The 12,756-nt window shown below is 37.2% G+C and carries 13 protein-coding genes; 2 read left to right on the top strand and 11 right to left on the bottom strand.

Annotated elements, in window-relative coordinates; translation table 11 throughout:
* Positions 1-59: 59 nt before the first annotated feature.
* Genes VZL98_00875 through VZL98_00840 form a run of 8 tightly spaced genes read right to left on the bottom strand, consistent with a single transcriptional unit; the run spans position 60 to position 7,286 of the window.
* On the bottom strand, positions 60-1,046 hold the full coding sequence (locus VZL98_00875) for a cobalt-precorrin 5A hydrolase (protein WVH63538.1): 987 nt from the start codon (positions 1,044-1,046) through the stop codon (positions 60-62).
* Positions 1,043-1,798 carry a precorrin-4 C(11)-methyltransferase gene (cobM, locus tag VZL98_00870; protein ID WVH63537.1) on the bottom strand — a complete coding sequence of 252 codons (756 nt, stop codon included), beginning with the start codon at positions 1,796-1,798 and terminating at the stop codon, positions 1,043-1,045. The genes VZL98_00875 and cobM overlap by 4 nt, the downstream gene beginning before the upstream one ends.
* The gene (gene cbiT, locus VZL98_00865) at positions 1,795-2,340 is read right to left on the bottom strand and encodes a precorrin-6Y C5,15-methyltransferase (decarboxylating) subunit CbiT (protein WVH63536.1); all 546 of its coding nucleotides are present in this window, start codon (positions 2,338-2,340) and stop codon (positions 1,795-1,797) included. The genes cobM and cbiT overlap by 4 nt, the downstream gene beginning before the upstream one ends.
* Entirely contained in the window at positions 2,327-2,917 is a 591-nt protein-coding gene (gene cbiE / locus VZL98_00860) for a precorrin-6y C5,15-methyltransferase (decarboxylating) subunit CbiE (protein ID WVH63535.1), read from the bottom strand. Before cbiE ends, cbiT begins: the two co-directional genes overlap by 14 nt.
* Positions 2,914-3,981: a cobalt-precorrin-5B (C(1))-methyltransferase CbiD gene (gene cbiD / locus VZL98_00855; protein WVH63534.1), complete on the bottom strand. Its 1,068-nt coding sequence runs from the start codon at positions 3,979-3,981 to the stop codon at positions 2,914-2,916. The genes cbiE and cbiD overlap by 4 nt, the downstream gene beginning before the upstream one ends.
* Entirely contained in the window at positions 3,978-4,604 is a 627-nt protein-coding gene (locus VZL98_00850) for a precorrin-8X methylmutase (GenBank protein ID WVH63533.1), read from the bottom strand. Before VZL98_00850 ends, cbiD begins: the two co-directional genes overlap by 4 nt.
* A 9-nt stretch (positions 4,605-4,613) precedes the next feature.
* Positions 4,614-5,897: a cobyrinate a,c-diamide synthase gene (locus tag VZL98_00845; protein WVH63532.1), complete on the bottom strand. Its 1,284-nt coding sequence runs from the start codon at positions 5,895-5,897 to the stop codon at positions 4,614-4,616.
* Positions 5,898-7,286 (bottom strand): sirohydrochlorin cobaltochelatase, encoded by a 1,389-nt coding sequence (locus tag VZL98_00840; protein ID WVH63531.1) that lies wholly within the window; start codon positions 7,284-7,286, stop codon positions 5,898-5,900.
* Positions 7,287-7,598: 312 nt separating this feature from the next.
* Between VZL98_00840 and VZL98_00835 the strand changes: the two genes are divergently transcribed.
* Together VZL98_00835 and VZL98_00830 are read left to right on the top strand one after the other, a co-directional pair.
* Positions 7,599-8,282, top strand: a complete 684-nt coding sequence (locus tag VZL98_00835) for an AzlC family ABC transporter permease (protein ID WVH63530.1) — start codon at positions 7,599-7,601, stop codon at positions 8,280-8,282.
* Between the two features lie 3 nt (positions 8,283-8,285).
* Complete coding sequence (locus tag VZL98_00830) at positions 8,286-8,609, top strand: AzlD domain-containing protein (GenBank protein WVH63529.1); 324 nt, start codon at positions 8,286-8,288, stop codon at positions 8,607-8,609.
* A 6-nt stretch (positions 8,610-8,615) separates the two neighbouring features.
* On the opposite strand, the gene VZL98_00825 is transcribed toward VZL98_00830, so the two are convergent.
* The 3 genes from VZL98_00825 to VZL98_00815 form a co-directional block, all read right to left on the bottom strand.
* Entirely contained in the window at positions 8,616-9,095 is a 480-nt protein-coding gene (locus VZL98_00825; protein WVH63528.1) for a histidine phosphatase family protein, read from the bottom strand.
* A 925-nt stretch (positions 9,096-10,020) separates the two neighbouring features.
* Positions 10,021-11,940 (bottom strand): ABC transporter permease, encoded by a 1,920-nt coding sequence (locus VZL98_00820; protein ID WVH63527.1) that lies wholly within the window; start codon positions 11,938-11,940, stop codon positions 10,021-10,023.
* A complete protein-coding gene (locus VZL98_00815; protein WVH63526.1) occupies positions 11,933-12,694 on the bottom strand; it encodes an ABC transporter ATP-binding protein in 762 nt (253 codons plus the stop codon). The genes VZL98_00820 and VZL98_00815 overlap by 8 nt, the downstream gene beginning before the upstream one ends.
* Positions 12,695-12,756: the final 62 nt, after the last annotated feature.

Here is a 12,756-nt window from a genome sequence, read left to right as displayed (position 1 = left end):
TGCAGCTGATGATACACTTCAAATTATTCCTATATAATAATACCTTGGTATACTGAGTGTCAGCGTTTTATCGCAACTGCAATTGTAACATCGTTTTTTGCCACTCTTTCAACCAATATCTCTCCACCACTTAAAAACGCTGAAGGTTCCGCCACTGCGCCTACACCTGTAATCTTTCTTACAAATTCCGAACCTTTAAACTCTCCCTCTACAGTTTGAATTTCCTCTGCAGAGTAAAACCTGGGCTGCACATTAAAATACTCAGCTGCTTCTAGGATTCCTGTTTCATCGGATTTTAGTTCTATAGACGAAATTCCTGCGATTGCATCGGTATAAAGTCCATGTTTTTCAAACACTTCTTCTATCAATTCAATTATTACCTTGGATTTTACTCCCCTTCGGCATCCTATTCCAAGGTATAATATTTTAGGAATAAGTTGTAGTGATAATTTACTCAAGTCCAGTACTTCGCTGCTTATTGCAATTTTGACTCTGTTTTCATCTTTAAAAAGTTCTTCTTTTCCGATCAAAACAATATTTCCATAATCCAGATCCGGGTCTATTTCAGAGTACACTGCCAGCTCTCTACCATCTACCATGGCAGATGAAACTGCAGTCAAATTTTCGGATTTTAGTATTTTAAACTCTCGTCTTTTAGCATACAAATCCAAGGACTCAAAACCTCTGGAATCTGATGCAGTGGTTATTATAGCAATGGATTCCTTAAGATATCCGGCTATCTCGGTCGCCATATAATTAGCTCCACCAAGATGTCCCGAAAGAAGGCTTATGACATATCTCCCCATATCGTCTATAACCAGAACTGCCGGATCAACGCTCTTGTGTTTAATAAAAGGCGCAATATACCTTACTGCAATCCCGGTGGCAGATATGAAAATAATCGCATCTGAATTATTCCAAATCTCTTCCATCTTATCCCTTATTTTACCTTCTGAACTCTTGTACAATACGGCATCCGCATTAACATTAATAATCTTTTGAGCTATTTCTTCACCGGATTTTGAAAATGACAAAACGGAAATCATTTTTCTCCCTTTCTGTACTCTGTAGAAAATGTCCTATCGTATAATTTGGACAAAGAATAATCTGCGTTTATAAAATCTCCGACCAGTATCTGAGCCTGCTTGCGAATCCCGGCTGCCTTTACCTTTTCAGCGATGGTACTAAGTGTTCCGGTTACAATCTCCTGATCACTCCAACTAGCCCTGTATACGACTGCTACAGGGGTATCCGGGTTCCCATAACCTTCTATAAGCTTTTGCATAACCCTGTCAATATCTTGAACTGATAGGAAAATAGCCATACTTGCCTTGTGTTTAGCGAGTGAAACTAAATTTTCCTCCTCGGGAACGGGCGTTTTACCTTCTATTCTTGTTAGAATAACCGTCTGGCTCACATCGGGCAGTGTAAACTCTCTCTTTATGGCAGTTGCAGCTGCAGTAAAAGAACTGACTCCCGGTATTATCTCGTATTCAATACCCTCTCTTTCCAGTGCATCCATTTGCTCCTGAATTGCTCCGTAGATTGTCGGATCACCTGTATGAAGTCTTACGAGTTTTTTTCCTTCGTTATTTGCCTTTCTCATCACATCAAGCACTTGATCCAAGTGCATCTTGGCACTATTATGGAATTCACATCCATCTTTTGCAACTTTTAAATGTTCATCACTAACCAAAGAACCGGCAAAAATAATTACATCCGCCTCTTTCAATCTCCTCTGGCCTTTGACCGTTATAAGTTCGACATCCCCCGGTCCTGCTCCTACAAATGATATCACTGTTTATCCCCCTTTAATATAAATATAGGATTTTCTGATCTGAGCAGACCTATCTTATCTTCATGACTTACCTGTATAAGTCTGGTTTCAATATTCGCATATCCGTATCTGTTCATCAGTTCCCTGGTTTTGCTAAGATTGTCTATTTTAATAAAACTTGCTACTACGGTTCCGCTTTCCATATATTCGTCTAAATACTCAAAAATCCCTTCCAGTCCACCTCTGCTGCCACCGATAAAACAAGCATCAAAATTCTCTTTTGGTAAATCCAAAGGCGCTTTGCCATGTATAACATTTGCACTTATATTTAGATTTTTGAGATTCTTTTCAGTTAATTCTATAGCCTCTTTAAAAAACTCTATAGTCGTTACCTCAAAGCCCGCCTCCGCCAACTGACAAGTAAGTGAACCCGTACCCGAACCTATCTCAAGCAGTTTTTTTCCTCTTTCCAAGTCGAACATCGAGCTAATCAGCACCCTGATTTCATACTTGGTCATCGGTACTTCGCCTCTGATAAAATCGCTATCCTTAAACCATCTCATTTAATATCACCACCACTGCCAAAATAGAACTCTGATTAAAACTCTCTCCTATATCTTTTTCTATTATTATTTCGTCATCATAGGACAAATTATATCCCGCAATTATTTTTCCAACCAATCCCATCCTATGCAGTTCTTTAGATATCGTATCCGGAGTATTATCCGCATCGGTTAGAATTATGGACTTTTCATATTTAAGAACCGAACTTAAATCTGCATCTCTGCCATGCATTGAAAAGATATTTGCATTATTATATGGCATCTTTAATCTTGACATCATATACTGATAAGATGTAATTCCCGGATGAACCTCTTCTACTTCCACTCCCGAACGAATGAGATAATCCGTTACACCGAAAAACAAACTGTCTCCTGAAGCCAGTATTGCAGTATCGCCTACTATCAGTGGAATCAGCTCTGTAACAGATTTTATGGATATTACATCTCCTCTTATCTCCCTTATATCCGAGGCAATCCGCTTAAAAGCGATAACCCTTTCCGCCTTTTCTATTCTCTCCTTTACTTCAAGAGTTAGATACTTTGGATTTCCGGGCCCTACGCCGGATACAGTTATCATAATAGACCTCTTTCCATCGTATACATTCTAACCTCAACTTCTATTTCATCATCTTTCAGGTATTTTCGAACTCTGTTTGCTGCACCCAGCTCCATACTGCGAACTATTTCACCATGGCCGTTTTCGAATAAGTAATTGGCCGCTTCTTCAGCAGTCAGACAGCTGTCTACAATGTCGATTAACTCCAAACTCAAACCGGCTCTTGCCATATAGTACACGAATGATTCCATTCTGGTATCTGCTACACGGTTATGCGTGTTGAAAATCCCCAGGGCAAGCTTGGACAGCTTACCGACATGACCCAGAATCAGAAAATCTCTAAATCCGATTTCATATGCATAACTAAGAGCATCTCCGATAAAATTTGATACCTTTATACTCCTGTATTCTATCCCTGCCTGCTCAGCGGTATTTATGGCATGGTTTCCCGGAACGACCATTAGTTTAAAATCATTCCCGGAATCTGCAATCGCATCAAGCTCCATATATATGCTCTTAACGAGCGCTTCGTCGCTCATAGGCTTAACTATCCCGGTTGTTCCTATAATAGAAATACCCCCGGTAATACCGATACCGGCATTAAAGGTTCTCTTTGCAATTATCTCACCGTTTGGAACATAGATTTCAGCATGCAACCCTCCGCCAAGAAGCTCCAGTTCTTTTAAAATCTGCTTTTTAGGCACAGGGTTGATTGCAGCTTCTCCAATTTCTCCGAATAATCCCTTTCTTTGGATTCTACCGATTCCCACGCCTCCGTCAACAGTTGATTTTCCATCCGGTCTTCTCGAGACTTTAGAGTATATTAAGATTCCGTCAGTAACATCAGGATCATCACCTGCATCTTTTCTTATGGCGCAGCTCACATATGAATCAGTAATCTGAGTATCTTCGACTTCGAGTGTGAGTTTTATGCCTGCCAGCGTATCAATCTCGATTTTTTCAATTCTCTCTCCATTGATTAACATAAGAGCAGCCGCTTTAGTAGCCGCCTGGGCACAGCTTCCCGTTGTATATCCACATCTAAGCTTTTTGCCCCCGACTATGGAATACTCCTCTAGTTTCATCTATCCGATACCATGTATAATAGTGCATTTACAATGGAGGCTGCTACATTACTACCGCCCTTGTTTCCAACAGTTGTTACCATGGGTATATCGGTGTCCAGATTTCTAAGAGCTTCCTTACACTCTGCAGCCCCAACAAATCCAACCGGTACTGCAATTATAAGTTTGGGTTTAATCTTTCCTGCCTCAATAAGCTCCAGCATTCTAAATACTGCAGTCGGTGCATTCCCTATAACATAAATATCCACGCCAAATGTCGCTGCTTTGTCTATCGATGCAGAAGATCTCGTGGTCTTGTTTTTTATAGACATATCTAAAACATCCTGATTATCGATAAAATAAACAAGCTCACAGTGCATGTCATAGACTATTTTTTTATTTATACCGGCATTTACCATCTTGGTGTCGGAATAAATGAGCGATTCCTTTTTAATAAGGTCGATTGCAGCATCTACAAATCCGTTTCTAAACTCCACTATATTCCTGTACTCCAAATCACCGGTGGTATGAATCATCCTTTTGACTATCTTCTTTTCTCTCTCATCATAGTCGAGTCCATCCATGACTTCTTCTATGATATCCATGCTCTTCTTTTCAATTTCCTTAGGATTTTTAATATACATAGTATCCTCCTATTTTATTAGTTGTTTTATTCGGTCTATATAACCGGCAAAGTTTAAATGCTGATACATACCCAATGTATTATTTAATTGATACCCACATTCCCAGCTTTTACCCTCTGTCTTTGTTACCTCAAATAGAGGCTTTAAATCTGTTTCTATTTTAGATTTATGAAACTCCTTTGCATTAAACTCATCACTTGCATTACCAAGCAGACAATCCTCCAAAAGAGTTATTTTATTATATCCGAATCTCTGAGTTTTATCGGTCATAATCGCAGATGCCGGTAATGCACCGACCATTTTATTATCGTCTATTCCTTCAGATAAATACATCAGTCCAGCACCCATTCCAAGCACCTTTCCACCTGATTTTGAATACTCTAAGATACTCTTTAACATAGATGTATTTTGAGAAAGTTCCCTTAAATAAAGCTCAGGATATCCTCCTCCAAATACCACCAGATCAGCATCTCCGATTTTCTCATCCACCATCGGAGAAAAGTACTCTACTTCCCCCAATGCACTTAGTATTTTGTCATTTTCATTATAGTGAAAACAAAATGCATCGTCCTTTGCAATCAGAATCTTGGCATCAGTTTTTTCGATTTCCACTTTCTCAGGATTTAATTCCTTCGCAAAACTCATCAAAAGCTCAATATTTACATGCTTTTTCATAAGTTCTGCTGCTGCATCCAAGTATTCGTCGAGACCTTCCACTTCTTCAGGTTTTAAAAGCCCCATATAACGAGACTTGATTGAAAGCCTTTCATCCTCAGGTAGATAACCTAAACATTTTAGATTTGTATACTTTTCTATTTGAGGCACTATTTTATTATAATAGGATTCCGTCACCTTGTTTAATACAATTCCCACCATTCGGCCTTCTGCAAATTCAGTCATCCCCATCAACTTCGGAATCATACTGAACATCTGAGCTCCGGGCGTAGTCACGAGTATGGCATTTGTGTCAATTCTCTTTGATATGTCGTAACTTGAACCCTCAAAGGTATTTCCTATTCCGTCAAAATATCCCATTGCACCTTCGATTATCGCAATTTCACCTTGATTTAATCCAAGGGAAATCCTAAGTCCTCTGTCTCCTTGCATATGATAATCCAAGTTTCCTGCCGTATGCGAAGCAGCTAGAGCATGAAATTTGGGGTCGATATAGTCAGGACCCGTTTTGAAAGGAGAAACCTCATAACCCATATTTCGAAGCGTTCTGCAAAGTACCATTGTAAATACGGTTTTCCCTTGGCCTGATGAATCTCCCGTTATCATTAAACCTTTCATTTAATCCTCTTCTTTTCTTGCTATAATAAGTGACATATAATCAGTATTCGAAATTATTCTTTCCCTGTCATCGGTAATCTCTTGTGCTTCAAAAGAACCCCTTCGCACCATCTTATATTTAAATCCGTATTCCTCTAAAGCTTCTATTGTATTCTTTGGATTCATCCCGGCTTTTAGTATGGCTACTGAATTAACAAAGGAAAGAATCTTTTTATTGGAATCGTCTATTTTATCCATTAAAAGGAAATTCTCGCCCTTAGTCGTCATGGGGACAATGGTCTCGTCAAAAGCGTAAATATATGAAGGAATTCCCGGAATTACTTCCACCGGAATATCCCTTGCCAGCTCCTGTAAAATATAAATGGCAGTAGAATAAGTCATCGCATCCCCAATTGTTATATAAGAAGCTACTTTCCCGGTCATATGTTTTTCTATAAGTGCTGCAGCATTGATATAATCTTCATGCGTTACATACTTCATAGGAATTTCTATCTCCACGATTTCCTTATCTCTGATAAAATCGGAGACAGTATCATAAGCCATCGTCTTGCCCTTATTTACCGGAACAAAAACCACATCCGATTCCTTAAGAGCCTCTACAGCTCTGATTGTCAACAAGTCGGATGCTCCTGGACCGGTTCCAATGACAAATAATTTATTTGATTTTTTGCTGACCAGTTTTCTAACCCTATCAAGGTAAAGTTCTCTAACACCCGGTTTCTCTCCCAAGCCAGTCAAATCTATCTCGACCTCTATGCCTGCTTTTGTGATAGCTTCTTTCCATGAATCTTCATCAGCTGCAATATCATTGACAGCATGGTCTCCAGCAACAAGCATCAATGGTGCAAGTGTAGTTTTCCTTATACCCTTGGACTTTAACTCCTTTAAAACATCTCCAAGGTCCTTTTTACCCTCTATGGTACCGACAATATAACCGTCTCCAAGCTCATCTTCAAGCATTGAATAAAGCACATCTGAAGCATGCTCTGTTCCATGACCGATATAGACTCTGTTCCCAAAGTTTTCTTCCGCTTTAAGAACCTCTGCCAACTCCTTTACACTGGCGCTGTCAAATAATAATGGATTTCCTATAGGTAGATTTAAAGCTCTTAATTTTTCATATTCAAGTCCGGGCAGTATATGAAGAGGCTGAATATAGATTTCATTGAAGTCATTTTCTATTAGATAGTTTTTAGCTTCCTTTTCATTAAAGATACTGATACCTTCCCTTTGCTCAATACGCTTTTTAACTATTCTCGAAGTTATGGCTTCAACTACTTCAAAGTCCGGAAAATCCCTTCTAATCAGATTGACTACCGATTCGATACATTTTTTCCTCGTATCCTTATGAGTTGTCCCAAAACTTGCAACAATTATCGCTTTTTTCACATTTCGCTCCTTTATAAATTGTTTTTATTTTTATCAATACCACATAAGAGAATTACTGCGAATTCTATCCGATTTATCCTATAATAATCCGGATTATGTTTTGCTTTTTAAACAGATTGAGATTTGAGTTAATTTCATTAGACCATCTACAGTCAAATCAAAATCCTAAATCACGCTTATTTATTCAAGTATACCATAAATACTAGTCACCGCTAACAGACTCCATCTAATTATTTTATTCTCAATTATACCATTGCACTTTAAACCAACATATGTTAATATGATTGGAATATCATTTAGGGAAGTGAGATTTTGAAATCTTTAAAATTCGCATTAAAATCGGTCATACCGATTACATTTTCATATATTTTCGTAGGTATTGCTTTTGGGATTATGATTTCTGAAAAGAATCTCTCCTTGGCATGGCTTATTGCAGCCAGTACTTTTATCTATGCTGGATCAATGCAAATAGTTCTGCTATCTCTTTTAATGTCCAATGTTTCCATATATATTATTGCACTGATGACCTTCGTAATAAACTCAAGACATATGTTTTACGGTATCGGATTTGTCGAAAAATTCAAAAAGATGGGATTAAAATACCCTTATATGGTACTTACACTTACTGACGAGACTTATTCCGTCATGTGTAGTCTAAAATACCCTGATGAAGTAGATGAAGAAAAAGTCGATTTTTATATAGAATTTATTATGCATATGCTTTGGATAATCAGCTCTATTATGGGGTACCTCTTCGGTTCGAGTATCCCCTATGATTTAAACGGCATAGAATTCTCTGCATTGACCTTTTTTGTATGCGTCGTTTGCAGTCAGTGGCTTAGCAATAAAAATCATATTCCCACTATCACAGGATTATTGTCGGCTCTATTGTTTTTAAGATTTATCGGTCCTGACAACTTTATCCTCCCTGCCTTGAGTATCTCACTACTTATTCTAATTGCAGCGAAGAAATACATCTATAAAGGAGAGGTGTAGAACATGACAAATGCATATTCATATCTGCTAATACTGGTAGTCGCACTCGTAACAGCCTTTACAAGGGCAGTTCCATTTATTTTGTTTTCAGGAAACAAAAAAATGCCAAGTATCGTAAAATACTTAAGCTCCGTCCTTCCTCAGGCAATAATGATAATACTTGTAGTGTATAGTTTGAGAAACATGAAACTTTTCACCCCTCCACATGGAGTCCCGGAAACCGCAGCTGTTGCAATTACTGTACTTAGCTTTATAAAAAAGAAAAATACCATACTCAGCATGTCACTAGGCACCTTGCTTTATATGGTACTGATAAGAATTTTATAGAGCCTTTTATGGCTCTATCAATTCTTTCAAATCCTTAATTTTTTTGTAATGTAAAAACTTCCCATTATTCGGATTATTCTTATTAAATTCAAGTTCTACTACCGACCCCTTCTTCATATCGAGGTTTTCCCCGGTAAGCTTAAAAGTCCACACTGACAGACTCGGTTCATGACCGACAACGACAACCACACTATTACTCTCAAGCTTTTTCAACTCTTCTATTAAGAAATCGATCTTACCTGTCGCAATAAAATCGTGTTCACTATATTCATAATCACTTATAAACTTTTTAAGGATCTCCGCAGTTTCCTGAGCCCTTTTCAGTGGAGATGACCAAATAAAGACCTTCTCATCCCCTAAATATTCACCCATATAGGGAAGATTTTCTTCTAATAACTCAATCCCCTTATCCGTAAGATACCTTTCAGAATCCGGCATCTCACCACTTTCGATAGCCTTCCCATGTCTAAGAAAAATTAACCTCATATCCGCCTCCTATTCGTTTTGGTGGGTTAGGTAAAACTATAATAATAAAACCCGAAAGCCATTATAAAATAGCTTCCTCCCTAAACTAAACCACCGCAAAAAAACTGAACCCTCTTGAGTACTAATGTATCACTTATCCGCCTAATATGCAAGATGGAGGGATTGGGAGAGTTGGATCAGCTAAGCGACTCGGAAAATAAATTATGCAATTAAAATGTACATAATTAAATTGGTTGTGGAAACAGTCGTGGAAGTGTGGGGATAGTTATAAGTTTGGAAGTAGTCCGTCGTTAGTTCAAAATATAGCAGTAGAATTCTACGAATTCCTTTGTTATATATCTCTCCCTCAGTCAGCGGAGCTGACAGCTCCCTCGTCAGATGGAGCCTAAAAAACATAAAGCGACATCTTCACGTCGCTACATTCAGTACCCCAACGAAATGTTCTTGAAATTATCTGACTTTGGAAGGTTTTCGTAGAAAAATCCGTTTATTGTTCTGTAAGGTTTAGATTCTATTCTTTCCAGCGAAGCGGTATTAGAATCTCTGGAAGAATAATAAACGGCTTTTTCTTAAAACCTGAAACGGAAGAGAATTTCAATAACTTTTCGTCCTTCTATTCTTTTAAGCGAAGAGGTATTAGAATCTCCGGAAGAATAATAAACAGCTTTTTCTTAAAACCTGGAACAGAAGAGAAATTTAAAACTAAAAAAAGCGACATCTCTTCGTCGCTACCTTCAGTAAACCAGGCGAAAAGATTTTAAATTTATCTGACTTTGGAAGGTTTTAGTAGAAAAATCCGTTTATTGTTCTGTAGGGTCTAGATTTCATTCTTTTAAGCGAAGCGATATTGAAATCTCCGGAAGAATAATAAACGGCTTTTTCTTAAAACCTGGAACGGAAGAGAAATTTAAAACTTTGAGCCCCTTTAGTTACTAACTATCCTATAATAACTCATAGCAGTCAATTTGTAGATGACCGTGTATAAAAATACCACTGCCAACACTACAGACACCACTGTTTTTATAAACATTACATTGTTTGAAAATGCGAATACTCTTAATAAGAGTTTAATCATCTTGGTAGCGAACACAAGATGGATGATTGAAACGACCAAGGGCAAGAAAAATACAGTGTTGGTCTGCTCATTTATCGTGGATTTTATTTCAGCTTTAGACATTCCGACATTTCTGAGAATATTATACCTCTTGGCATCTTCCATTCCCTCTGAAACCTGTTTGTAGTAGATTATCATTGTTGCAGAAACTATAAATACTGTTCCAAGTAGAAATCCCAGTACGAAGATACCGTTAAAGATGCCATCTGTAGATTCTATGGCTTGTTCTCTGCTTATAACATTTGCATCAGTTAGTATATCTCTTTCTAGCGCATTAATAAACTCAGTTTCATCTGCCGGTTTTTCTAGATAATCGAAAAAAACTCTTTGGTAAATACTATCATTACCGTAGTTTTTAAAGTCTATATGCTCCAGACTGTTGAGTACAATTACCATTAAATCCTTACTACTATCGTTATAAAGAAAATCACTCTCGAGTTTTTCAACAGTTTTAACAGAATAATCTCTTCCATCAATTTCAATAGTACTACCGGTGAATGTATTTGACTTTATTAACACTTCATCATCTTTTAATACTTCATCGATTTTGAAAATCCGATTATAAGCTGGAGTTGAGTAATAAATTCTCGAATTAGGTTTTACATCCTCCCCTGCATTGTTCACTGTGTTTTCATCTATTACAACTTCAGATCCTAATTTATTTAATTTAATTCCGCGTTTTTCAGCCTCAGGTATTACGTCGTGAACTTTTCCAAACATGTTTTCTTTATCTGCATTTACTCCAGCATAGATACTTATGTTTACATCTGATGGACTAGTGAAATCTCTAAATTCGTTTTTCCCTACAAAAAGAGTAACAGTATAAGATAATGTAACCAATACCATGGTGCATATTATGCAGATGCTTGCAAGACTTAGAGCATTTTGTTTAATCCTATAAATCATCGAAGATATATAAATAAATTTTTTCTTAGTATAATAAAAACTACTGTTTTTTTGCAGCGATTTTAACACGACTACAGATAAGAATGTAAACAAGCTAAATGTTCCTAAAATCACGAGAATTACAGCTATAAAGAACATTACAACCGCCCGCTGCGGTGAGCTTACACTTCCTGCAATTATATACCCTGCAATTAACGTAAGTGTGCCGAAAATTGCGAGAATTATTTTTGACTTGGGCTCTTTTTCCCCTCCACTAGATTCACTCATGTAGTTTATAGGATTTAGATTTCGCATATTTAGTATCGACCCTATTAAAATAAAGGTGTAAATTGCTGCAAAAGCCAAGACTGTAAATACAAAAGCGTATTTATTTATCATAAACGGAAGTACGCCTTCTGCTCCGATTACCTTGCCGATTATGAGCACCATTAGTTTCCCAAGTGCAAGTCCTGATATCAACCCGATAATCGTATTAATTATATAAAGCAGGAATGTAGAGATTATATTAATCTTGTTTAAATCGCTTTTAGACAGTCCAAGTATACTAAGCAGTCCATATTCCTGCATTCTGTTTTTAATTATGAACTTATTCGTGTAACTTAGAAATATTAAAGAAAAGACCCCTATAACTATCATGCCGAAAGCAAGGATAATTGGTATCATGGTTCCACCCGGAAAAGCTGCTATTGTTTCATTTGTCATCAGTAATGCCATTGTAAAAAATACAAAAACCATTAGTGAAGAAGCGCCGATATAAGGTATATAGAGCCTTTTGTTTTTTGTAATCCCATCGATTGCCAGTTTAAAATGAAGTTTTTTAAGCAATTCTCTCGCCTCCCGATAAGAGCATACCCTGGGTATTTATAATCTGTTTATAAAACTCTTCTGAGCTTAAATTTCCCTTGTAAAGCTCATGGGAAATTATCCCGTCTTTTATAAAGAGAATTCTCTTTGCTCTACTGGCAGCATGAGCTGAGTGGGTTACCATAATAATTGTCTGACCTTCTTCATTTAAATTTTCAAACAGTTCGAGCAGTTGCTGTGAAGACCTTGAATCCAGAGCTCCTGTGGGTTCATCGGCAAGTAATATTTTGGGATTTGTAATAACCGCTCTTGCAACAGCTACCCTCTGTTTTTGACCTCCGGATACCTCGTACGGATACTTGGTTATTATTTCTGAAATTCCTAGTTTTTGAGTTAACTCTCCAAGTCTTTTTCTCATTTCACTTACTTTGTACTCTGAAAGTACGAGAGGTAAAAATATATTGTCCATATTATTCATGGATTCCAGTAGGTTGAAATCTTGGAAAACAAAACCTAAATTTGTCCTTCTAAAAAGTGCCCTTTCAGCTTCACTTCCTTTATTCATGTCAATTCCATCTAATACGACAGATCCGGATGTGGGAGTATCAATAGTCGCCAGTATGTTTAAAAGAGTGGTCTTTCCGGATCCTGACTCCCCCATAATAACAACATATTCTCCCTTATCTACTTTGAAACTTACATTCTTTATTGCTTCAACTACATTTAAACCAAATCTTGATTTATATACTTTTCTTAAGTTTTTAACTTCTAACATTTCTTTCATCTCCTTTTGATTTAATTATATTGAAGAAACAATATAGCTACCATTGTTTTGTC

The organism is Peptoniphilaceae bacterium AMB_02 (assembly GCA_036321625.1).
Classification (GTDB): Bacteria; Bacillota; Clostridia; order Tissierellales; family Peptoniphilaceae; genus Microaceticoccus; species Microaceticoccus formicicus.
Note: the sequence above shows the minus strand (reverse complement) of the source record. Positions and strands in the feature narration are given on the sequence as shown.

What these genes read in the sequence shown, in the direction of transcription:
- VZL98_00875 (WVH63538.1), bottom strand. Translation starts at nt 1,046, where the DNA reads ATGATTTCCGTTTTGTCATTTTCAAAATCCGGTGAAGAAATAGCTCAA.
- cbiT (WVH63536.1), bottom strand. Translation starts at nt 2,340, where the DNA reads ATGAGATGGTTTAAGGATAGCGATTTTATCAGAGGCGAAGTACCGATG.
- cbiE (WVH63535.1), bottom strand. Translation starts at nt 2,917, where the DNA reads ATGATAACTGTATCCGGCGTAGGGCCCGGAAATCCAAAGTATCTAACT.
- cbiD (WVH63534.1), bottom strand. Translation starts at nt 3,981, where the DNA reads ATGAAACTAGAGGAGTATTCCATAGTCGGGGGCAAAAAGCTTAGATGT.
- VZL98_00850 (WVH63533.1), bottom strand. Translation starts at nt 4,604, where the DNA reads ATGTATATTAAAAATCCTAAGGAAATTGAAAAGAAGAGCATGGATATC.
- VZL98_00845 (WVH63532.1), bottom strand. Translation starts at nt 5,897, where the DNA reads ATGAAAGGTTTAATGATAACGGGAGATTCATCAGGCCAAGGGAAAACC.
- VZL98_00830 (WVH63529.1), top strand. Translation starts at nt 8,286, where the DNA reads ATGACAAATGCATATTCATATCTGCTAATACTGGTAGTCGCACTCGTA.
- VZL98_00825 (WVH63528.1), bottom strand. Translation starts at nt 9,095, where the DNA reads ATGAGGTTAATTTTTCTTAGACATGGGAAGGCTATCGAAAGTGGTGAG.
- VZL98_00815 (WVH63526.1), bottom strand. Translation starts at nt 12,694, where the DNA reads ATGTTAGAAGTTAAAAACTTAAGAAAAGTATATAAATCAAGATTTGGT.